The following is a 20931-nucleotide window of genomic DNA, read 5'->3' as shown; positions in this document are numbered from 1 at the left end:
GGTCACCGTGACGCCCTTTCTGTTCATTCCTGCCGCGCTGGGCTCCACGGCCACGTTGCTGCTGGTGAACGTGTTTCCCGCCCGTCGTACGCGCGACCTGTTGAGTGTGATCACCGCACTCGCCGTGGCCGGTCTGGTGGTCATGCTGCGTGCGGCCCGCCCCGAACAACTCGCCCGGCCTGAGGGCTTTGCGAACTTCATGCAGTTCATCGCGGCGCTCGACACCCCCTCATCGCCGTGGATGCCGAGCGAATGGGTGAGCGAGGCGCTGATCAACTTCCTGAATGGCAAGGCTGCCTGGCAGCCACTCCTGCGCCTGTGGGCGCTGGTGGCAGCGTTCATTGGCATCGGGCATGTGCTGTATGCACGGGGATGGCGCCGGGCCTACAGCATGGCGCAGGAAGGCGCGAACCAGCGCAGCCGCGCCAGCGCGCGTCGCCCGTTGCTCGACCGCATGCTGTCGTCGATCGGCCCGGTGCGGCGTGAGCTGGTGCTCAAGGAGTTGCGCGTGTTTATGCGCGACAGCACCCAGTGGTCGCAATTGGTGCTGCTCGGTGTGCTGCTTGTGGTGTACGTAGCCAACGTGCGATACCTGCCGCTCAATGGCGCGGGCATCACGACGCTGCTGCGCAATGTGATTCCGTTCCTCAACCTCGCGCTGGCGGGCTTCGTACTGGCCTCCATTGCCGCGCGGTTTGTGTTCCCCAGCGTGAGTCTCGAGGGACGTGTGCTGTGGTTGCTGCGTTCGAGCCCATTGCCCATGAAGGATCTGCTGTGGGCCAAGTTCTGGGTGGGCGCACTGCCCCTGCTGCTGCTTGCTCTGGTGCTGGTGGGTTGCACCAATCTCATGCTCGGCGTGCGGCCGTTCGTGCACGTGGTATCACTGGCAGCGATCACGGGGCTGGTGTTCCCGCTCACCGCGCTCGCGCTGGGGTACGGCACCTGGTATCCGCGCTTCGATACCGAGAACGCGGCGCAGATTCCCACGTCGTTCGGTGGCCTGCTGTTCATGATGACGGCGGTGGTGCTCATTGGTGCGATCGCCTACCTCACCGGCCGGCCGGCGGCGCGGTTTGTGGTGGCCGAGCATTTTGGATGGGCGTACAACGCCACCGACATGCTGCTCCCCTTCGGCGTGGCGCTGACCCTCTGTGTGACCGGAACGGTGGTGCCATTGTCCCTGGCAAAGCGGCGACTCGAAGGCATCGAACGGGCCTGAGCAGGCCGTTGCCGCGCGGGTGGTGTTGCCGGCGCGCCCGTCTGCATAGCTTGCGCGCACCATGCCGCCCCGTCGCAAGCGCGCTGCCGACCCGGCCCCCACGGCCGTTGCCAAACGAGCCAAGGCACCACAGGTCGCTGAACCCGAAGTCACGCCCGAAGCAGCGGCGGTATTCCGGCGCCGCTTGCACCGGTGGTACAGGAAACATTGCCGCGACCTGCCGTGGCGGCGCACCCGCGATCCGTACCGCATCCTCATTTCCGAGTTGATGCTGCAGCAGACGCAGGTGTCCCGCGTGCTCGATTTTTACGCGCGATTCCTCGACCGCTTTCCCGATCTGCCCGCATTGGCGGCCGCGCGTCCGGCCCGCGTCATGGAGGCATGGGCAGGACTTGGCTACTACGCTCGCGCGCGGAACCTGCACAAGCTGGCCCGTGAAGTCACGTCGGATCGTGCCGGCATCATTCCGCACGATCCGGTGGTCTTGCGCACACTGCCGGGCATTGGTGCCTACACGGCGGGCGCGGTAGCGTCGTTTGCCTATGAAAAACGGGCGGCGCTGGTGGATACCAACGTCGCCCGCGTGTTGCATCGCGTGTTTGCGCCCGATGCGGCGCCCAAGTCGGGCCCCGGTCTCAAGCGCTTGTGGCGCGTCGCAGAACAGGTGCTGCCCCGCACCGGCAAGACCACCTGGCTGCACAATCAGGCGATCATGGAGCTGGGTGCGCTGGTGTGCACCGCACGATCACCCAAGTGCGGAAAGTGCCCCGTGCGGCAGGATTGCGCGAGCGTCGATCGCTTCGCGCCCCGCTGACACGGGACACTTTTTCCGTTACCTGGTCGGCAGCGTGACCGACTTGCTACCCTCAACGTACGTCTTCACCGTACCGCCGAACGACTTGAGTTCATCGATCGTGTAGAGTTTCTGCGTGCGAGTGCCACCGGCGTCTGACATCACTTTTCTCGAGTTCACCACGCCGAGCGGCATCCGGATTTCCCATCCCGACAGCAACCACTGCGCGCCTTCCACGCGCGCGAACAGCAGTTCGCCACCGACGCGCGCTGAACGGAATGCGGGCGAAACGCTGGTATAGCGGAATTCGAGACGCACCGGCCCCTGCAACGCCGGGTCGATCCAGAACGTGCCCTCGATATCCGACACATTGGGACGCTCCCGCTCCGGCCGGAATGCCAATCCGATCAGCTGAGGTGCATCCTTGGAGGCCTTCGCCACCGAGAAGCAGTGTGTCTTGAGGAATCCGTCGGAGAGCAGAATGTCGGCATCCGGTGCGTAATACGCACTTTCTTCCGCAGTATCCACGAGATATCCGCCGCTCTCGATTTCCCCCAGTGTGCGACTGCTGAATGGACGGCGTGCCGGAAGTGTCGCGTTCCGGCTCGTGGCATCCTTCACTTTCTTTCCGTCACGGGAGACCGTGCGCTCGAACAGGGCAATCTCCGACTGTCCATCGGCCGTACGCGCATCGAGCAGCGTGAGGCGCACCGAGTGCCACAGCTTGCCCAATTCTGATGTGGTATCGGACGGCACATCACATGCGCGCGCCACGCCACGTACGGTATCGGCGAATGCCGGGGTGGCGTCCGCAGCCAGCGCGAACACCACGCCCGTGACCAGCGTCAGGCCGCCAGCGACGCTCCGCAGGCGTTGCAGAAGCGCGCGCCCTTGAGGTCCACCGTCTCGCCGCAGCTCCCACACGCGCCCGGCAGATACCGACCGCAGTCCGAGCAATAAATCGCATCCGGTTCGCTTCGAGGTCCGCATGATTGACAGCTCCTCTGGTTGGCCCGCGCCCGTCCAATTGCTGCCTCGACGGGATCGGGATCTGTCGCCGACATGGCTCCCCCGGCATTCACCGGGCGACCACCCGACGTTCTCTCCGCCAGATCTACCGCACGATCACCGGCCCGCAACTCTTCGAGTGCGAGTTTGGTGTAACGCGCCTTGAGATCGGCGTAGTCGACATCACTGAGCTTGCCCGTCGCCCGATCGAATTCGATCTCGCGCAGGGCATCCACGTAGGACGCCGGCTCATCGTCGGCGTCGAGCTTGAGCGGTCCACGCACCAACGGTTCGGCTTCGCCACCAGAAAGCAACGGAGCCAGCACCATCGTCAGCGCGCCCAGCGCCAAAGCGGTTCCCACCACGAGCGGGACAGCACCATCAGGCAACGCCATTATCGCTCCTCCCGCAGTGCTGCCTGCAGGCGGTCGAGCTCTTCCGGCGTTGCATCAATGCCCATGCCCGGTTCAGCAGCCTTTGGCGACTGTGGCTTGCTGGACGCCGCCGCCTTGACGGCATTCATGCGCCACCCGCGCAGCAGCGCTCCGATGGCCACTGCACCGACAGCCAGTGCCACGAACGGTGCAAACCACGCGAGCAGATTGAAGCCCTGTTTGCGCGGCGCATTGAGAATGAAGTCGCCGTACGTATCCATCATCGCCGTCATGATCTCATCGGCCGAGTAACCACCGGCCACCAATCGCTGTACATCACCATGCACGGCCGGCGAGATGCCACACGAAAACATCGTCGTGCGGCACATGTACACGTCGAGCGTGCACGGGCATGGACACGCCAGCTGCCGCTCGAAGTCGTCGATCTGCTTTGCCGTCATCGACGGCGTGGCATTCGGCTTGGGCGGGCGCGACACCGGGATGTATGCGCCAGCCGACATCTCCTCGCCGCCGGTGGTCGTCGCCGGTGGCTGCGTCTCCTGCGCACCAAGGGGGCGCGCCAGCAGCACCGCTGCCGAGGTCATGCCGGCCACCAGTCCGGACGACTCCCGCAGAAACGCGCGGCGCGAGGCCACAACGTCCTTCATGTGCCCGCTCCCACCGTTTCCTGCTCGCGTCCCATCGGGATGCGCGCCACGTACCCACTCTCACGCTCGGCGCGCTGCGCCTGCGGCCACATCACGATCACACCACCAAACGCCATGACGATGCCACCGAACCACACCCAGAACACGAGCGGGTTGAAGTGGATATGCACGGCTGCGGTGTCACGATCGGCAGCGCCGGTGAACACGAGATAGACGTCCTGCTTCGGCGCCTCGATGATGCCCACTTCGGTGGACGGCTCGAACGTCGGTTCACCCAGCGAGTTCACGTGCTGGCGCTTTTCGCTGGAGAGCAGCCCCACACGCTTGCCATCACGCGCGACATCAAGCGTGACCGCAACCACCCGGCGATTGAGCGCCTCGAAGCTGGAGATACCCTGGCTGGTGAACGTCCACTCATGCCCGTAGGCGTCGATCGCCTTCACCGACTCACCGGTCTTGAGCGTGGCGGTCACATCGCGCTTGAACATCAGCCCCGCGAACCCGCAGAACATCACCACCACACCGAAGTGCACGATGTACCCGCCATAGCGGCGGCGATTGCGGGCCACGAGGCGCAGCGAAGCCGGGACGAGGCCTTCGTTGTACATCTTCCGACGCGCGCCGATGCCCTTCACGAACTCCTGGATGATCGTGCCGAACACGAAGCCGGCCAGCAGGTACGAGATCAGCGCGTAGGCGTCGCGCATCCCCAGCGCGATGAGCGTGACGAACACCGCCACGCCAAAGCCAACCGGCCACGTGAACTGGCGGCGCAGGTTGCTCACCGACGCACGGCGCCAGGCGATGAGCGGCCCCACACCCGTCAGCGCCAGCAGCAACAGGCCAAGCGGGCCGTTCACCGCGTTGAAGAACGGCGGGCCCACCGTGATCTTGTCGCCCTTCACCCATTCGCTGAGGATGGGGAAGATCGTGCCCCACAACGTGGCGAAGCAGATGCCAACCAGTACCAGGTTGTTGTAGAGGAAGGCCGCCTCGCGGCTGACCATGCTCTCCAGCTCGGCCTTGGCCTGTAGATCGTTCAAACGCGTGCTCACCAACCACGCCGTGAGCGCGGTCGCGGCAATCAGGAAGCCGAGGAACCAGTTGCCCACCGGCGACTGCGCAAAGGCATGCACGCTCTCGATGATGCCCGAACGCGTGATGAACGTGCCGAGAATCGTGAGCAGGAACGACAGCACCACCAGCGTCACGTTCCACTTGCGCAGCATGCCGCGCTTTTCCTGGATCATGATGCTGTGCAGGAACGCCGTCACGGTGAGCCACGGCAGGAAGGACGAGTTCTCCACGGCGTCCCACGCCCAGTAGCCCGACCAACCCAGCTCCACGTACGCCCACCACATGCCGAGCACGATGCCGATGGTGAGGAAGAACCATGACACCAGTGCCCACCGGCGCACGGCGCCGAGCCACTGCGCATCGAGCTGACGTGTGACCAGCGCGCCGATCGCAAACGCGAACGGAATTGCCGTGGCGATGTAGCCCAGATAGAGCATCGGCGGATGTGCGGCCATGCCCGGGTTCTGCAACTGCGGATTCATGCCGCGGCCATCGGGCGGCACCCAGTCGAGACGCTCGTACGGATTGGCACCAAACGCCGTCGCCATCAGGAAGAACAGCGACACCACGCCCAGCGTACCGGTCACGTACGGCATCATCGCACGATTGCTGCGCCGATTGGTGAACACCGCAATCGCGCAGTACATCGTCAGAATGAGCGCCCAGAACAGCAACGAGCCCGCCTGACCGGCCCAGAAAGCCGTGAACAGGTACGCCTTGGGCAGGTTCGCGCTGGTGTACGACGCGACGAACTTGATGGAGAAGTCGTGCGTGAAGAGCGCCACCCACAGGCCAATGGAGGCCAGAAGGGTGAAACCGAACGTGGCAAACATCGCCCGTTCGCCGCTCTTGATGAGATCGGAGCGGCCCTGAAGCCCGCCCGAGAAGGAAACCGTCGTCGTCCAGGCCGCCATCAACAGGGCGACCCAGAGCGACAATTCACCGACGAGTATCATGAGGCCTCGCGCACGCGCGCAGGCGCGCGAGTTTTACGCGCGGGGGGTGGCTGCGGTGCCCTGCTGGTAGCCGGGCGTCTGCTGGTACTTCTCGGGAGCATTCTCATAGCGCGACGCACACTTGGCCAGCAGCGTCGTCGCCTGGAAGGTGCCGGACGCATCGAGGCGTCCTTCCACCACCACGTCCACACCATCCGTGAAGGTGTCGGGGATCAGCCCGCGATAGTGCACATCATAGGTATGTGCGCCGTCGGTCATCTTGAACGTGAGCTCACGGCCGTCCGGCTGGCGAACGATGGTGCCGCTCACCACTCGCGCACCCACCTTCACGCCATTCTGCACGAATCGCGGGTTGGCAGTCACCTTGCCGGCGAGTTCGGAGGGCGTGAGGTAGTAGGTGGCCGTCTCGTCGATCGAGCTGGCCATCAGGTAACCGGCGGTGCCAAGCACCAACACGCCGCCGAGCAGGAACTTATTGCGAGCTTTCACGGGACTCTGTCCTTTTGGACCGGATGGGCACCCCCGATGGAGCGCCCCGGTGGGATATCCGGAAGATAGCGACGGTGGCGGGCGCCTCACAGCCGTTGCCGGGAAAGCTTCGGGGGACCACCCGCAGAGCGTCGCGGTTCGTCCCTATTCCCCCGCGCTGTCCCGTGCCCACCCCAGCGCCGCCCGGATCGCACGTCGCCACCCTGCGTACGCCGCAGCGGCCGAGACCGTTCCGCTTTTCTCGGGGGTAAATCGGGAAAAGTGCCGGCTGGCGAGAAATTCGTTCCCGTCTTTCCACACGCCGGCCGCCAAGCCGGCCAATCCGGCGGCACCAAGTGCGGTGGTTTCCACCAGGTCCGGCCGCTCGATGGGCACGCCGAGCACGTCCGACTGGAACTGCATGAGCCAGTCATTGGCACTGGCCCCGCCGTCCACGCGGAGCCGTTCGAAGGTCACCCCGCCCTGACTGCCCATGGTGCCAAGCACATCGCGGGTGGCGTAGGCCATGGCCTCGAGGGCGGCGCGGGCCAGGTGAGCCCGCGTGGTGCCGCGGGTGAGGCCCACAATGGTGCCGCGCGCGTTGGGCTCCCAGTCCGGCGCGCCCAGGCCGACCAGAGCCGGCACGAAGTACACGCCATCATTGGACGCCAGTCCCTTGGCCAGCGCCTCGGTCTCGCCGCTGGTCTCGATGATGCCCAGGCCGTCGCGCAACCACTGCACCGCCGCGCCGGCAATGAAGATGGATGCCTCGAGTGCAAACACCGGCGCACCACGTTCATCACAGGCGATGGTGGTGAGCAGTCCACTGCCCGGCGCCGGACGATAGGTGCCGGTATTGAGCAGGAGGAACGCACCCGTGCCATACGTGTTCTTGCCATCACCTGCCGCCCAGCCCCCCTGCCCGAACAGCGCCGCCTGCTGATCACCGGCGATACCCATGATCGGGATGGCCGAGCCCAGCGTGGCTTGTGTAGAGCGCGCCACCTCACCGCTCGACGGCACAATTGTTGGCAACACCGACGCCGGCACACCGAACAGCGTGCACAGCTCCGGCGACCACGCATTGGTGCCGAGGTCGTACAGCATGGTGCGCGACGCATTGGTGTGGTCGGTGACGTGGGCCGTGCCACCCGACAAATGCCAGATCAACCAACTGTCGATGGTACCCGCGGCCAGTTCACCCCGCTCGGCGCGCGCACGATGATCGTTCTGCGCGAGCAGCCATTCGAGTTTGGTGGCGCTGAAATAGGGATCGGTGACCAGTCCCGTGCGCTCGCCAATCATCTTGGCCTGCGGCGCAAGTTCGGCGCATCGCGCTGCGGTACGGCGGTCCTGCCACACGATGGCCTTGTGCACCGCACGCCCGGTGGCGCGCTCCCACAACACGATGGTCTCGCGCTGGTTGGTGATGCCGATGGCCGCCGGCACCATGTTCGCATTGAGCTGCGCCTCGGCGATGGCTTCACGCGCCGCGTCGAGCGTGCGCTCGAGGATTTCGTGGGCATCGTGCTCCACCCAACCCGGTGCGGGATAGAACTGCGTGATCTCGCGATACGCGCGTCCGATCACGCGTCCATCACGCGCGATGACCAGGCAAGTGGTGCCCGTCGTGCCCTGATCGATGGCCAGTACACAGGTCATGCCGATGCTCCTGTCTCGAGGAGAAATGCTGCGCCGAATGGTGGTTCGAGAAATCCGCGATCGGTGAGATAGCCGCGCACGAGCGCGCGTGGGGTGATGTCGAAGGCCGGATTCCACGCCGGGACACCAGGCGGGAGCTCACCCAGTTCATCGGCATCACGATGTTCGATGACGATATCGCGACCGGTGGCGGTGTGCGGGTCGATGGTGCTGCGGGGCGCCGCTACATAGAAGGGCACGTTGTGCGCTGCCGCCGCGAGTGCCACACCATAGGTGCCCACCTTGTTGGCCACATCGCCGTTGGCCGCAATGCGATCGGCGCCTACGATGACGAGATCCACCAATCCCTGCGACAGCAACGATGCGGCCGCCCCATCGGGCAGCACCGACACCGAGATGCCAGCACGTGAGAGTTCCCACGCGGTGAGGCGGGCCCCCTGACGCAGCGGACGGGTTTCGTCGGCGTACACGGTGAGCGCGCGGCCCCGCGCATGCGCAGCATACAGCGGCGCAAGTGCGGTACCCGTACCCGCCGTGGCCAGTGCACCGGCGTTGCAGTGCGTGAGGACACGCGCGCCATCGGGCACGATGGCCAGGCCATGCTGTCCGATGGCTTCACACATGGCCACGTCTTCGGCACGAATCGCTTCGGCTTCGGCGCGCAATGTCGCCAGCACCCTCCCCACACTGCTGCGGTGCGCCGCGCGCACCATGCGCTCGATGGCCCAGCCGAGGTTCACGGCAGTGGGGCGCGCCCGCTGAAGACGGGCGGCGTAGCTGTCGAGCAGCGCGCGGGCACGGCTGTCGTGGCCTTCGCTGTCCGTTTCGAGGGAGATGACGAGGCCGATCGCGGCCGCGACGCCAATAGCCGGGGCACCACGCACCGCGAGCGTCCGGATGGCGTCGATGATCTCCTCGAGATGCAGGAGATCACGCACCACCTCGGCGCCTGGCAGCAGCCGCTGGTCGAGGATACGCAGGGCGCGATGGTCGGGTGACCAGTCGACGGCGGGCACGGGGAGGGGAAGGTGCGGCACGCGGGGAAGTTAGCTGTCGATCTGGGTCGCGGGGGACGTGTTTGGGGGTGAACTGCCCCGCTCTTAGATTGTTCGGACCCTCCTCTCCCACTCCGCGACGACCATGTCCTACCAGTTCCTGCAGTTTGACGTAGCCGACCGCATCGCGACGATCACCGTGAATCGTCCCGACAAGCTCAACGCCCTCAACGACGCGACCATCGCGGAACTCGGGCGTGCCATCGACGAAGCCAACGCCCGGGAAGACGTGGGTGCCGTGCTGCTGACGGGTGCCGGACGCGCCTTCGTGGCGGGTGCCGACATCTCCGAACTGGAAAGCCAGTCGCCGCTGGACGGCTTGCGCCGTGCCCGCGCTGGCCAGGTGATTTTCCGTCGCTTCGAGACCAGCCCCAAGCCCACCATCGCGGCCATCAACGGCTTCGCGCTTGGCGGTGGCTGCGAGCTGGCCATGTCGTGCCACATGCGCATCGCCAGCGAAAAGGCCAAGCTGGGCCAGCCGGAAGTGAAGCTGGGCATCGTGCCGGGCTATGGTGGCACGCAGCGTCTGCCGCGGCTCATTGGCCGTGGCCCTGCCCTGCGCCTGCTGCTCACGGGCGAGATGATCGACGCCGCAGAGGCGTATCGGCTGGGACTGGTGGACCAGGTCGTGGCGCCGGACGCGCTCATTGATACGGTGCGGGCGCTGCTGCAGTCGATGCTGGCCAATGCACCGCTGGCGCTGGCCGGATGCATCGAAGCGCTCAATCGTGGTCAGGATGCGACCCTCGAAGAAGGCTGCCTGATCGAGTCGGACTTCTTTGGTCTGCTGTCGGCCACGAGCGACATGCGCGAAGGCATGACGGCGTTCCTCGAAAAGCGCGCGCCTGTTTTCACCGGCCGCTGACGCGGTCGGATACGCATTCCGGTCTACCAACCCGTGCTCGCTCAACTCGCGGTTCGCGAGTACAGAAATTTCGAGCATCTCGATCTCGAGGTGCCAGCGAGCGGGTTGGTGGTGATCGGCGAGAATGGTCACGGCAAGACGAACCTGCTCGAAGCCGTGGCCTATCTCGGTTTGCTCAGATCCTTTCGCGGCGCGCGTGATGCCGATGTGGTGCGCTTCGGTGCACCGGCATTTCATGTGCGGGCCACGTTGTATGCTCCCGCCGCGTGGCACACCGTGGGTGTGGGTTATGAGCGCGGCAGCAAGCGCAAGCGCGCCGTGCTCGATGGTGTAGAGCAGTCACGGCTCACCACGGCACTCGGCGCACTGCCCTCTGTGGAGTTCTCACCGGCCGATGTGGCTCTGGTAGCCGATGGCCCCGGAGAACGACGCCGGTATCTCGATGTCATGCTGGCGTTGTCATCGCCGGCGTATCTGCAGGCGCTGCAGGGCTATCGCAGTGCATTGCTGCGCCGCAATGCGGTGCTGAAGGCCGCGCAGCGCAGCACGGGGCGAGCACAGGAGCAGGAAGCGCGCGTGAGTGTGTGGGAGCCCGCGATGGCGGAGCACGGCGGTGTGATCGTGGCGGCGCGCCACGCCTTCGTGCAGACGCAGGCCGCGCACTACGCACAGCTGTGCACCGCCATCGGTGAACGCCAGGGCGCCGTGATGCGCTACGTGAGTGTGGGTGGCGACACCCGTCCCGAATCGCGTACCGACTCGCGCGCGGATACACTGACGACGCCTGCGGCCCAGCAGGAAGCGTTGACGCGGTCGCTGGCTCAGCAGCGGTCCAATGAAATGCGGCGCGGCATGACACTGGTGGGCCCGCATCGCGATGACCTGCACCTCACGCTGGGCGGGCGGGACCTGCGCACGTTCGGTTCGGCGGGGCAGCAGCGCAGCGCGGCCATTGCCCTGCGCCTGCTGGAACTGGCAACGCTGCGCGATGCACTGGGCTATCCGCCACTGTTGTTGCTGGATGATCCGTTCGCCGAGTTGGACCTGGGGCGTGCAGCGCGTGTCCTGGGGTTGCTCGATGATGCCGGCGCGTCGCAGGTACTGCTGGCCGTGCCGCGTGAAGAGGATATTCCCGAGGCCTACACACGTCTCGCGCGCAGCACGATGCGCGACGGGGTGCTGTCATGAGCGAGAAGCCCAAACGCAAGCTGACCGCGATGGGCGATGTGGTGGCCTCGGTGCTCAAGCAGGCCGGTCTCACTGAGCGTCTGGCACAGGTATCGGTGATACCGGAGTGGCCGCGACTGGTGGGGCCGCAGATTGCGGAGGTCACCGAACCCCTGCTGCTGCAACAGGACGGCACGCTGGTAGTGATGGTGAAGACCCACGGCTGGATGCAGGAGCTGACGCTGCTGGAGCCCGAGCTCCTGCGGTCGCTCAACCGGGACCCATCACGGGCGCCCGTTGTCAAGCTCCGATTGTTGCTGCGACGCTGACCGGACCAGTCACGCAAGTTGTTGGTTGACAACAACTTGCCAGTAATCCGGGAAGTTGCTTGTGGGGGCGAAAACTGATAGATTTCAGGCTTGTGTTTCCAAGCCACTTTCAGGCCACATTCAGCACGAGTTCAGCACGTCCTCATGGCCAATAGCAACGCCCCCGACAGCGAAGAGAGCGAGAACGAGTACGGCGCGCAGAGCATCACCGTGCTCAAGGGACTGGAGGCGGTTCGCAAGCGCCCGGGCATGTACATCGGTTCCACGTCGGCGCGCGGCCTGCACCACCTCGTGTATGAAGTGGTCGACAACTCCATCGACGAAGCACTGGCCGGGTTTGCCAAGCGCATCGAGGTGACGATTCACGCCGACGATTCCATCACGGTCGAGGACGACGGTCGTGGTATCCCGGTGGACATCCACCCGGTGGAGAAGCTGCCTGGTGTGGAACTCGCGCTGACCGTCCTGCATGCCGGCGGCAAGTTCGACAAGAACACCTACAAGGTGTCGGGCGGCTTGCATGGCGTGGGCGTGTCCGTGGTGAACGCGCTGTCCGATGTGCTGAAGGTGTGGATCAAGCGCGATGGCAAGGAGCACTACATGGACTTCGCGCGTGGCACCACCACGACGAAGCTCAAGACGTTGCGCTCTGTGCCCGCCAAGGAAACCGGCACGAAGACGTGGTTCAAGCCCGACGCCACGATCTTCCAGGAGACCACCCGCTACGAGTGGACCACGCTGGCGAATCGTCTGCGCGAACTGGCGTTCCTGAACAAGGGCATCCAGATCACGCTGCGCGACGAGCGCCCGGAAGAGTTCAAGGACGGCCAGGCGCGTGAGGAAGTCTTCTTTGCCCGCGGTGGTCTCAAGGAGTTCGTCACGTACCTCATCGGCAACAAGAAGCCGTTGCACCAGGATGTCGTGTACCTCGACACCGAGCGTGACGACATCGGCATCGAGATGGCGCTGCAGTACAACGACAGCTACGCCGACAACGTCTTCTCCTTCGTCAACAACATCAACACGCACGAAGGCGGCACGCACCTCACCGGTTTCAAGAGCGCGCTCACCTCGGTCATCAACAAGTACATCGAGAAGTCGAGCAACCTGAACAAGAAGGACAAGGAAATCCGCCTGTCCGGTGACGATGTGCGCGAAGGCCTCACCGCGGTGCTGTCGGTCAAAGTGCGCGAGCCGCAGTTCGAAGGGCAGACCAAGACCAAGCTGGGCAACTCGGAAGCCGAAGGTGCGGTGCGCAGCGTGATGAACGAACTGCTCACGCAGTACCTCGAAGAGCATCCAAAGACGGCCAACGCCATCATCGACAAGGCCATCTCGGCGTCACGGGCCCGCGAAGCGGCCCGCAAGGCGCGCGACCTGACGCGCAAGAAGAGCGCGCTCGATGTGGCCGCGCTCCCCGGCAAGCTGGCCGACTGCTCGCTCTCCGATCCCGCGTTGTGCGAACTGTACCTGGTGGAAGGTGACTCCGCCGGCGGTTCAGCCAAGCAGGGTCGCAACCGGAACTTCCAGGCCATCCTGCCGCTGCGCGGCAAGATCATCAACGTGGAGAAGGCACGCTTCGACAAGGTGCTGTCCAACGAAGAAATCCGCACGATCATCACGGCGATCGGCACCGGCATCAAGGATGAATTCGATCTTGGCAAGACGCGTTATCACAAGATCATCATCATGACCGACGCCGACGTCGACGGGGCGCACATCCGCACGCTGCTGCTGACGTTCTTCTTCCGTCAGATGCCCGAGCTGATCGACGCTGGTTACATGTACATCGCTCAGCCCCCCCTGTACCGCGTGGCCAAGGGCAAGGAAGAGTTCTATGCCTACTCCGAAAAGGAGCGCGACGGATTTTCCGACCGCCTCGGCGGCCCCGAAGGACGCGGCAACATCATGGTGCAGCGCTACAAGGGCCTGGGCGAAATGAACCCCGGCCAGTTGTGGAAGACGACCATGGACCCGGAAACGCGCACGATGCTGCGTGTGACCATGGAAGATGCCGTGGTGGCGGATCAGACATTCCAGACGCTGATGGGCGACGACGTGGAACCGCGCCGTCTGTTCATCGAGACCAATGCCCGGTTCGTGAGCAACCTGGATATCTGAGTCCTTCTGGCCGCACCTGCAATCGGTGCGGTCAGGTGATGGCGACAGCGGGCGGTGTGGTGGTGGCCTCGTGTCCACCGCCTGCCGCCCGCAGTGCATTCAGGATCACCGCCACGTCGATCGCTTCCTGCAGCAGGGCGCCCACCAGGGGCGTGAGCACGCCCGCGGCGGCGAAGGTCATGCCCACCAGACTGAGCCCCAACCCCACGCCAATGGATTGCTTCGCGATGCGCATCGAACGGCGTCCAATGGCCACCGCTTCGGGCACCCGGCGGGGGTCATCGATGAGCAGCACCACATCGGCCGCCTCAGCCACCACGCCCCCGCCATGGCCGGCGAGGGCAATCCCCACCGTTGCAGCGGCCAACGAAGGGGCGTCGTTGGTGCCGTCGCCCACCATGAGCACATGCCGCCCCGCCCGCTCGAGCGCCACAATGCGCGCGTGTTTGTCCGCGGCGGTGAGAGCGCCCTCGTACCGGGGGATGCCCACGTCCCTCGCGATGGCCGCCACATTGGCCGCCGTATCGCCTGACAGCAGATATCGATCGTGGATCCCCAGCGCGTCGAGATGGGCGAACATGGGCGCCAGATCCTCACGCACCTCGTCTGCAAACTCGATGCGGGCCAGTAACGGCGGCCTCGTGCCTGCTTCGCTGCGCGAGGATCGCTCTGCCGTCAGATAGGCGCGCAGCCCTGACGCACCGGTATCGAAGACGGCGAGTCGCCCGGCCAGCGCGGGCACCTGCTCGCGGATGTACTCCGGCGATCCCACCGCCACCCGCTGCCCGTTCACCAGCCCCGACACGCCACGGCCCGGCGATTCCGCCAGTGCGGTAACCGACGTGGAGATCATCGAGACGGGAATGCCCTGGCGCTCGGCCTCGGCCACGATCACCCGGGCCAGGAGATGTCCCGATCCCTGCTCGATCGCCGCCGCCAGCGCGAGCACCGATTCCGGATTGCTGTCGTCGTCGGCCATCACGCGGTGCACGCGTGGTTTGCCCACGGTGAGCGTGCCGGTCTTGTCGAATACCGCCGTATCCACCGACGCCAGCGCCTCCAGCGCGCTGCCGCTGCGCACGATGATGGCGCGTCGTGCGGCACGATTGATGCCGCCGATGATGGCCACCGGAGCGGCGAGAATGAGCGGACACGGTGTAGCGACCACCAGCACGGCGAGCACGCGGGTGGTGTCGCGCGAGATCAGCCAGGCCGCGAGACATGCCAGCAGCGTGAGCGGCGTGAACCAGACGGCCCAGCGATCGGCCGTGCGTTGCAAGGGGCTCTTGGACGACTGTGCGGAGCGTACGAGTTCGACGATCCGCGCGTATTGGCTCTCGCCGGCCGTGCGGAGCGCACGCAGGGTGAGGGCTCCGTCGAGATTGATGCTGCCCGAGAGCAGCGTGCTGCCGGCGCCGGCGTGCACGGGTAACGGCTCGCCGGTGAGGCGTGCGGTGTCCACGTGGGAACTGCCATGCAGCACGAGGCCATCGCACGGCACACCTTCGCCGGGGCGCACCAGCAGCTCGTCGCCCGGTACGATGGCCTGCGCGTCGATGTCGTCCACCCGTCCATCCACCACACGGTGGGCGACACGCGGCGCATCGGCTTCGAGGGCCTTCACCGCGCTGGATGCCCGGGCCACCGCATAGGCGTCGAGGGCCTCGCCGCCGGACTGCATGAGGACGATGACCAACCCCGCCAGCGGTTGGTTGAGCAGGATGGCACCGAGGATGGCGAGCATGGCCACCACATCGGCCGCGAACTGACCGCGCGCGAGTCCCATCAAGGTACGGCCGGCGATGGGCAGTCCGGTGACCACCAGGCCGGCCATCCAGACCCGCTGTCGCCACGGATCGGCGGGTGCCACGAGAGGCGCGAGCGTGCCCGCGACGAGAAACCCCAGGGCCGCGACCGGCAGCGGTGGAACGGCAGACCAGCGTCCCGTCATATGGGTGCGAGGTGTGACAGGGGCTGCGTGACGGCCGGCATCATGCGGGAAAGGTGCATCGTGGCGCCCGCGAGCGCTGGGGGCGTATGAGACGGGAATGCCGGGAGGCTGGCTTGCAGGCGTCTCTGGCCGGACGACCCTTAGGCTGCATTATCTGCAGCCTAATTGGTGGGTGCATCGGGTGCGGCGCACGGTGGCAAGTGCCGCCGGGGCAGCCACTTGGGGAAGATTGCAGGCGCGTCCGTCGAATTGCTTATGCTGCGAGAAACGCGAATATAAAGTCGGGGCTGCAGTGATCGCCTGCAGCCTAATACGCGTTAGGTGGCCACTACCATCCTGTTATGGACATCGTTCTCCATACTCACGTTGATGACCCAGTCCTCGCCCTCCGCAACTGCCGGCGGCTAGATGCAACCACGTTCGAGTGCGAGCTGTATGTGCGGTCCAGCGGCTTCATCTGCGAGCGGACGTTTTGGTTTGAAGAGCCGGAGTTCGGCACTTTTCGCGAACAGCTCGCGGCAATGGACAGCACTTTGATGGGCGCTGCCGAGCTGCGCACACGCCACGAGGAGAATGGGTTCCGGCTCGAGGTCAGCCCGACCGGCACCGTCGGCGTCACCGGGATGCTTCGCGAGTATGGCGCGATGAACCAAATACTCCGCTTCGGCTTCAACACGGACCAGACTGTGCTCGCTCCATTCATCCAAGATCTCACGCAGCTATCCGGACTCTGAACAGCCGGGAAGATAGGTGACACTTTGTCCGGGGACATGGTTAACAGTCTTTCTTGAGTGACGGCGCGCCGGTGATGGTGCGTGTGCGCTCGTCAAATCGACCGAGCAGGGTTTGGTAGTAGAGCACATTCCAGATGCCATCCTCGATCTCTTCGAGGCCGATCATTTCATCGTTCAGCGCTTGACTAAGAAACTGTTGGCCGTTGTGCAGGCGAAAGGTGCCGGCGCTGCTGACGCGTCGCACTTCAAAGTGGCCGGGGTACGTGGGCGGGGTGATGCGCTTGGGGAAGGGTCGGGTCGAGGGATGCCAACGTGAGGCCGGCGTCTCGTCGTGCAAGGCTTCATGCGGTCGGACCTCGTTGTACGTCTGTACAAACGCATTGAACACTCGCTGTTGCAGATTAGCATTCGCGGCCGCTGGTTTAGTCGCCTGGGCCTTGAGTACCCGATGCATGCGTTCGTGCGCGCCGTTCTCTTGCGGACTCGCTGGCGTAATTCGTTGATGCACGATCCCGAGTTGTAGCCACCACGCGTTGAGGCGATTCAATCCGTGAATGCCATTCGAAGTGAACGGCGCCCCATTGTCACTACGGATCGCGTCGGGGAGGCCGTGTCGACGGAACAGCTGCCGCAGCTGGCGGTGCACGCCGTCCGCCTTCACATCGGGAAAGCTTTGGCAGCACAGTACGTAGCGACTGAAGTGATCGACGATGGTCAGCGGATAGCAGTAGATGCCGTCGCGCGTCCGAAACTGCCCTTTGAAGTCGATAGTCCAAACCTGATTCGGTGCGGACGTCTGCAGTGGAGCCGCGCCTGGGTGCTTCCAGTGCGTCCGCGCGCGACGCCGACGGACGCACCCATTCCTCGCGAGGATATCGAAGATCGTACTGCGGGCTGGCCACGCGGCGGTGGGATCCTTGGTCTGCAATCGCTTCAAGATCTTTCGCGCCCCCCAACCGTAGCGCGCGTGCTCCGCGAGGATCAGCGCGACGGTCGCTTGGGAGGTCTCGCCGGGCGAGCTCAGTGGGGCACGACTGTGCTCGGCGAGCCCCGCGACGCCCGATGCCAGAAACCGCTCCCGCCACTTGTACCCCGTGTTGCGACTGATGCCGTACCGGGCGCACAATTCGGTCATCGTCCACAAGCCGCTGGCGAGATCCTGCGCGAAGTGATGCCGCTCGAACATGGGATCGGTCTCCAGCCAGGGCATCGCCATCACTCCGAAAGGGGATTCGGAAAGTGTTAACCATGTCCCCGGACAAGTGTGAACCATGTCCCTGTACTGTACCCTCGAGCCACCTAACGAATCGTTGCAGCTGACATAGCGGCCCATGCATTGTCAGCAGCAATGCTCCGCTCGGGCCGCTATGCAGCTGAACTTTGCGTTAGATGGCCGCTCGTATCCGTGAACCAATAAGCATAGGAGGCGCATTTTCCCTCTCCCCATTGGTGCCTGCCGCTTATGCGGAAAAGTGGCTCCGCTCACTTTCGAACACACACCGCCTAGGGCTGCGTACAACGACTATCCGGCAGTTCTCTCTAAGTTTGAGGATTGGGAGACCGGCTATGGGAGCGAGTATGTGCGCGATGGGCGGGGCGGGCACGTTCTCTGCGGCGACTGCAACCATCGCACAGGCGGCAGCTACGGTGGCGCCTTCGTCGAGTGGTCTCGTATAGGCATGGAGCGGCTGTACCAAGTGCGCGGGAAGCGCAGCCTCAACTTTCACGGGGACATCTACCCACTGCGTGTTCTGAAGCAGATCGCCACAATCTTCTTCGCTACCTGTCAGCCAGAGTTCCGCTCTCGTCATCCCGAGCTTGAGCGCTTCGTTCTAGATGAGCGGCGGACTGGACTACCTGAACACTACGACTTTCGGGTCTTCTGGTATGGCGGAGGAAGTCTGCGGCAAACGGGGGTTGTGGGCGCTCTAAACACCGCCACAGGCAATGTGCATGTGCTAGCCGAGTTCGTTCATCCGCCTTTCGGTTACGTGCTGTCGTTCGACACTCCGCCGGGTGAGCACTGGCCGGAACGCATCTCGGACTTCTCCCGATACGACTACGACACGCGCATATCGCTAAACCGACGCTTCCCCGTCCTCGAGACACACTGGATAATACCCGGAGACTATCGCACACAAGAGGAGATCCGGCGAGATCAAATGATCAACGCGCTCGACGAGCACGGCGTTCGGAACCCACAAGAGATCGTCGCTGAGATGGAGCGTGTTGGCATGGAGTACAATCCTGATGCCATCTAACGAGTCGCTGCTGCCGACAGGGCTCTAAATGAAGGCGGCTGGCTCACTCCGTTCGCCTGCCGCATTGTTATCGGGCCCTGCGGCAGAGCTATGCGTTATACGGCAAACCAGATTCCCTCAAATTCGATGGCCAAGTCTTTCAAGGCGACCGTGATTGACTCGGACGACCAATCTCGTGCGACCGTTGAGGGTGAGTTCACCGACGATGAGTGGCGTCGTCTCGCCCTATTTCCGCAGTTTGAGGCGGACCTCGCGGCCACCGAATACGTCCGTTCGGGCATGCCACTCGATGAGAGAATCTCTTGGTCAGTCGGCGCCGGCTGGGATCAGCCGGTCCTTCCGACTGCGCCGATCGTTCGCGAGTTCCTGATGATGCTACGACCGTTCTTGCTGAAGAATGAAGACACGAACTTCTACGACGTTCTCGGCATCGTCGGCCGTCGGTACGACAGCATGCCTCTACGCGGAAACTTCAGGCTGCTGAAAGACTCCTTCAGCGGCAAGCAGGACAGAGCTCTTGTGGTGATGTCGCTAGGCGACCTTATCCTCAACTCGGATGACGGCATTAATGCCTGGTTGAACGCGTTCGAGTACCATCGCGACGTGGATAAACGGACACTCTTTGGCGAAGCCGCAGCGAACGTACCACTCGATGTACTCAAAGTGACCTTTCTTGGAATGCTTCGCGAAAAGGCGGCCGCGATCCAGTGGCTTGCGATGTTCCTGCGCTGCTCTGCTGCGAGCCCGGAACAGGATCATACGATCACACTATAGGTCTCATTGCCCCTGCCGCATAACGATTCGCTGCTGCCGACAGGGCATTCAAAGGAGCGCGGCTGGCTCACTGCGTTCACCTGCCGCATTTTGATTGAGCCCTGCGGCAGAGCTATGCGTTATGCGGACGCGCGCGTGCTCACGGTTGCACAGTTTCTTCGCGCGTAACTGTTCCATCCCGCCCCGATGACGAGCGCAGCGGAACCCCCGTAGATCATCTGCATCGCCGGAAATCCGTGCACGAGAATCACGCCGGCTGCGAGCGACACCGCGCCTAGCCCACCGACAACGAACGGGCCCCAGCGCCCGTGCGTCCGCGCGCCCTTCCAGAAGCCTGTAACGGCGACCGCCAGGGCGAGGAGCATCGCGGGCCACAGAATGCCGTCCTTGCGCAGGAATCCAAGGCCGAGTGCGGCCAGTCCACCCACAATGAACGGCGTTCCCGCGCAGCACAGCGCCGCGAGGATCGCACCGAGGACTCCCGCCCCATCACGTGTCCCCGGCTTCATCGGCTCGCCGCAGTCAGGGCCGCACGCAGCACCTCGAGACTGGGCCCTCCACCTACCGCGCAGCCCGCGCCGCTCGTCGCCGCCTTGTGCTCGACATCGACCCCATTCACGAGTACGGTCGGCGACGAATAGCCGCGTAGATTCGTCGGCGTCGCGGCCTCGCCTGTGTCCCACTCGCTCCATTCAGCAGACAATCCGAGACTCCCCAGCGCGTCCGCAATGCGTTGACGCGCCGATACAACGTGCGGGCATCCCTCGAAGTACACCAAATCGATCTGCATCGCTAACTCCTCTCCTCAGGTTCGAGCGCCGCCAGGATGGGGCACTCCTCCGTGACCGCTCTCGCGTCGCACGCACGAATGAGCCGTGCGAGCACCTTGTCCATCCGTCGCAGCGCGACGAGCTGCTCGCGGACGCGCGCGCGCGATCTCGGCGGACTTCTTCACCGGCTCGCAACGTCGCGACTCCCGCACACGAAGCGCGAGGAGCGCGCGAATCTCATCGAGCGTGAATCCCATCGCCTGCGCGCGGCGAATGAACACGACGCGACGGACCGTGTCCGGAGCGTATTCACGGTAGCCGCCTGCCGTGCGGTGGCGAGCGCTTAACAGGCCGCGGCGCTCGTAGTACCGGAGCGTCTGCACGCCCACGCCCGCCGCCTCAGCGACGGCCCCGATGCGCAAAGGGACTTTCATATCGATGTAGGATAAACCCTATACCACGGTATAGAGTCAAGGGCGCTCACGCTGCGCGCTCAGCAATGGCGCCGCATAACGACGCTTGCTGCCGACAAGCGCGGGGGCGGTAGCGGTTGTGGGGCCGCTGCTCCACTTTATGGAAGGAATGCAGCGGCCCCACAACCGCATTTTATGGGAGCGCTTGCAGCAGAAGCACACGTTATACCGCTGGAACGACCTGATTGACGGCGTGTATATACAAG

The 20931-nt window shown here is 64.4% G+C and carries 21 protein-coding genes; 9 read left to right on the top strand and 12 right to left on the bottom strand.

What is annotated here, in order from left to right; translation table 11 throughout:
- Together VGE27_RS18690 and VGE27_RS18685 are read left to right on the top strand one after the other, a co-directional pair.
- Positions 1-1219, top strand: a 1219-nt coding sequence (locus tag VGE27_RS18690) for a putative ABC transporter permease subunit (RefSeq protein ID WP_331051191.1), incomplete at its 5' end; no start/stop codon positions are given.
- A gap of 61 nt (positions 1220-1280) precedes the next feature.
- Entirely contained in the window at positions 1281-2033 is a 753-nt protein-coding gene (locus VGE27_RS18685) for a hypothetical protein (RefSeq protein WP_331051190.1), read from the top strand.
- 18 nt (positions 2034-2051) lie between these two features.
- Here VGE27_RS18685 and VGE27_RS18680 read toward each other — a convergent pair whose 3' ends face one another.
- The 7 genes from VGE27_RS18680 to mtnA all read right to left on the bottom strand — a co-directional run bounded on the left by VGE27_RS18680 (position 2052) and on the right by mtnA (position 9262).
- Entirely contained in the window at positions 2052-2843 is a 792-nt protein-coding gene (locus tag VGE27_RS18680; RefSeq protein WP_331051189.1) for a hypothetical protein, read from the bottom strand.
- A 14-nt stretch (positions 2844-2857) separates the two neighbouring features.
- Positions 2858-3415, bottom strand: a complete 558-nt coding sequence (locus VGE27_RS18675) for a zinc ribbon domain-containing protein (RefSeq protein WP_331051188.1) — start codon at positions 3413-3415, stop codon at positions 2858-2860.
- Entirely contained in the window at positions 3415-4062 is a 648-nt protein-coding gene (locus tag VGE27_RS18670) for a cytochrome c-type biogenesis protein CcmH (protein WP_331051187.1), read from the bottom strand. The genes VGE27_RS18675 and VGE27_RS18670 overlap by 1 nt, the downstream gene beginning before the upstream one ends.
- Complete coding sequence (locus tag VGE27_RS18665) at positions 4059-6095, bottom strand: heme lyase CcmF/NrfE family subunit (RefSeq protein ID WP_331051186.1); 2037 nt, start codon at positions 6093-6095, stop codon at positions 4059-4061. Before VGE27_RS18665 ends, VGE27_RS18670 begins: the two co-directional genes overlap by 4 nt.
- 33 nt (positions 6096-6128) lie before the next feature.
- Positions 6129-6584 carry a cytochrome c maturation protein CcmE gene (locus VGE27_RS18660; RefSeq protein ID WP_331051185.1) on the bottom strand — a complete coding sequence of 152 codons (456 nt, stop codon included), beginning with the start codon at positions 6582-6584 and terminating at the stop codon, positions 6129-6131.
- Positions 6585-6728: 144 nt separating this feature from the next.
- The gene (gene glpK / locus VGE27_RS18655; protein ID WP_331051184.1) at positions 6729-8225 is read right to left on the bottom strand and encodes a glycerol kinase GlpK; all 1497 of its coding nucleotides are present in this window, start codon (positions 8223-8225) and stop codon (positions 6729-6731) included.
- Positions 8222-9262: an S-methyl-5-thioribose-1-phosphate isomerase gene (mtnA, locus tag VGE27_RS18650; protein ID WP_331051183.1), complete on the bottom strand. Its 1041-nt coding sequence runs from the start codon at positions 9260-9262 to the stop codon at positions 8222-8224. Before mtnA ends, glpK begins: the two co-directional genes overlap by 4 nt.
- 103 nt (positions 9263-9365) lie before the next feature.
- On the opposite strand from mtnA, the gene VGE27_RS18645 reads away from it, so the two are divergent.
- From VGE27_RS18645 to gyrB, 4 genes are all read left to right on the top strand, one after another.
- Positions 9366-10145 (top strand): enoyl-CoA hydratase/isomerase family protein, encoded by a 780-nt coding sequence (locus VGE27_RS18645; RefSeq protein WP_331051182.1) that lies wholly within the window; start codon positions 9366-9368, stop codon positions 10143-10145.
- A gap of 33 nt (positions 10146-10178) precedes the next feature.
- Positions 10179-11333, top strand: coding sequence for a DNA replication/repair protein RecF (recF, locus tag VGE27_RS18640; protein ID WP_331051181.1), 1155 nt, complete (start codon positions 10179-10181; stop codon positions 11331-11333).
- Positions 11330-11641, top strand: a complete 312-nt coding sequence (locus tag VGE27_RS18635; protein WP_331051180.1) for a DUF721 domain-containing protein — start codon at positions 11330-11332, stop codon at positions 11639-11641. Before recF ends, VGE27_RS18635 begins: the two co-directional genes overlap by 4 nt.
- A 144-nt stretch (positions 11642-11785) precedes the next feature.
- Positions 11786-13762 (top strand): DNA topoisomerase (ATP-hydrolyzing) subunit B, encoded by a 1977-nt coding sequence (gyrB, locus tag VGE27_RS18630; RefSeq protein WP_331051179.1) that lies wholly within the window; start codon positions 11786-11788, stop codon positions 13760-13762.
- Between the two features lie 31 nt (positions 13763-13793).
- Here gyrB and VGE27_RS18625 read toward each other — a convergent pair whose 3' ends face one another.
- Positions 13794-15713: a heavy metal translocating P-type ATPase gene (locus tag VGE27_RS18625; RefSeq protein WP_331051178.1), complete on the bottom strand. Its 1920-nt coding sequence runs from the start codon at positions 15711-15713 to the stop codon at positions 13794-13796.
- 341 nt (positions 15714-16054) lie between these two features.
- On the opposite strand from VGE27_RS18625, the gene VGE27_RS18620 reads away from it, so the two are divergent.
- A complete protein-coding gene (locus VGE27_RS18620) occupies positions 16055-16447 on the top strand; it encodes a WapI family immunity protein (protein ID WP_331051177.1) in 393 nt (130 codons plus the stop codon).
- A gap of 40 nt (positions 16448-16487) precedes the next feature.
- On the opposite strand, the gene VGE27_RS18615 is transcribed toward VGE27_RS18620, so the two are convergent.
- Complete coding sequence (locus VGE27_RS18615) at positions 16488-17657, bottom strand: IS481 family transposase (protein WP_331051176.1); 1170 nt, start codon at positions 17655-17657, stop codon at positions 16488-16490.
- 370 nt (positions 17658-18027) lie between these two features.
- Between VGE27_RS18615 and VGE27_RS18610 the strand changes: the two genes are divergently transcribed.
- Together VGE27_RS18610 and VGE27_RS18605 are read left to right on the top strand one after the other, a co-directional pair.
- Positions 18028-18708 (top strand): hypothetical protein, encoded by a 681-nt coding sequence (locus VGE27_RS18610; protein ID WP_331051175.1) that lies wholly within the window; start codon positions 18028-18030, stop codon positions 18706-18708.
- A 126-nt stretch (positions 18709-18834) separates the two neighbouring features.
- Complete coding sequence (locus tag VGE27_RS18605) at positions 18835-19482, top strand: hypothetical protein (RefSeq protein ID WP_331051174.1); 648 nt, start codon at positions 18835-18837, stop codon at positions 19480-19482.
- Between the two features lie 119 nt (positions 19483-19601).
- Here VGE27_RS18605 and VGE27_RS18600 read toward each other — a convergent pair whose 3' ends face one another.
- The 3 genes from VGE27_RS18600 to VGE27_RS19530 are packed head-to-tail and all read right to left on the bottom strand — an operon-like array spanning position 19602 to position 20686.
- Positions 19602-19991, bottom strand: coding sequence for a MerC domain-containing protein (locus VGE27_RS18600; protein ID WP_015895326.1), 390 nt, complete (start codon positions 19989-19991; stop codon positions 19602-19604).
- The gene (locus VGE27_RS18595; RefSeq protein ID WP_015895325.1) at positions 19988-20272 is read right to left on the bottom strand and encodes a hypothetical protein; all 285 of its coding nucleotides are present in this window, start codon (positions 20270-20272) and stop codon (positions 19988-19990) included. The genes VGE27_RS18600 and VGE27_RS18595 overlap by 4 nt, the downstream gene beginning before the upstream one ends.
- A gap of 15 nt (positions 20273-20287) precedes the next feature.
- A complete protein-coding gene (locus VGE27_RS19530) occupies positions 20288-20686 on the bottom strand; it encodes a MerR family transcriptional regulator (protein ID WP_345788043.1) in 399 nt (132 codons plus the stop codon).
- Between the last annotated feature and the right edge of the window lie 245 nt (positions 20687-20931).

It is taken from the genome of Gemmatimonas sp. (assembly GCF_036405635.1).
Taxonomy (GTDB): Bacteria; Gemmatimonadota; Gemmatimonadetes; order Gemmatimonadales; family Gemmatimonadaceae; genus Gemmatimonas.
Note: the sequence above shows the minus strand (reverse complement) of the source record. Positions and strands in the feature narration are given on the sequence as shown.

Bases quoted from the DNA above. Each gene is read 5' to 3' on its own strand.
- VGE27_RS18685 (WP_331051190.1), top strand. From the start codon at position 1,281: ATGCCGCCCCGTCGCAAGCGCGCTGCCGACCCGGCCCCCACGGCCGTT.
- VGE27_RS18675 (WP_331051188.1), bottom strand. From the start codon at position 3,415: ATGGCGTTGCCTGATGGTGCTGTCCCGCTCGTGGTGGGAACCGCTTTG.
- VGE27_RS18670 (WP_331051187.1), bottom strand. From the start codon at position 4,062: ATGAAGGACGTTGTGGCCTCGCGCCGCGCGTTTCTGCGGGAGTCGTCC.
- VGE27_RS18665 (WP_331051186.1), bottom strand. From the start codon at position 6,095: ATGATACTCGTCGGTGAATTGTCGCTCTGGGTCGCCCTGTTGATGGCG.
- glpK (WP_331051184.1), bottom strand. From the start codon at position 8,225: ATGACCTGTGTACTGGCCATCGATCAGGGCACGACGGGCACCACTTGC.
- VGE27_RS18645 (WP_331051182.1), top strand. From the start codon at position 9,366: ATGTCCTACCAGTTCCTGCAGTTTGACGTAGCCGACCGCATCGCGACG.
- VGE27_RS18635 (WP_331051180.1), top strand. From the start codon at position 11,330: ATGAGCGAGAAGCCCAAACGCAAGCTGACCGCGATGGGCGATGTGGTG.
- gyrB (WP_331051179.1), top strand. From the start codon at position 11,786: ATGGCCAATAGCAACGCCCCCGACAGCGAAGAGAGCGAGAACGAGTAC.
- VGE27_RS18625 (WP_331051178.1), bottom strand. From the start codon at position 15,713: ATGACGGGACGCTGGTCTGCCGTTCCACCGCTGCCGGTCGCGGCCCTG.
- VGE27_RS18620 (WP_331051177.1), top strand. From the start codon at position 16,055: ATGGACATCGTTCTCCATACTCACGTTGATGACCCAGTCCTCGCCCTC.
- VGE27_RS18615 (WP_331051176.1), bottom strand. From the start codon at position 17,657: ATGCCCTGGCTGGAGACCGATCCCATGTTCGAGCGGCATCACTTCGCG.
- VGE27_RS18605 (WP_331051174.1), top strand. From the start codon at position 18,835: ATGGCCAAGTCTTTCAAGGCGACCGTGATTGACTCGGACGACCAATCT.
- VGE27_RS18600 (WP_015895326.1), bottom strand. From the start codon at position 19,991: ATGAAGCCGGGGACACGTGATGGGGCGGGAGTCCTCGGTGCGATCCTC.
- VGE27_RS18595 (WP_015895325.1), bottom strand. From the start codon at position 20,272: ATGCAGATCGATTTGGTGTACTTCGAGGGATGCCCGCACGTTGTATCG.
- VGE27_RS19530 (WP_345788043.1), bottom strand. From the start codon at position 20,686: ATGAAAGTCCCTTTGCGCATCGGGGCCGTCGCTGAGGCGGCGGGCGTG.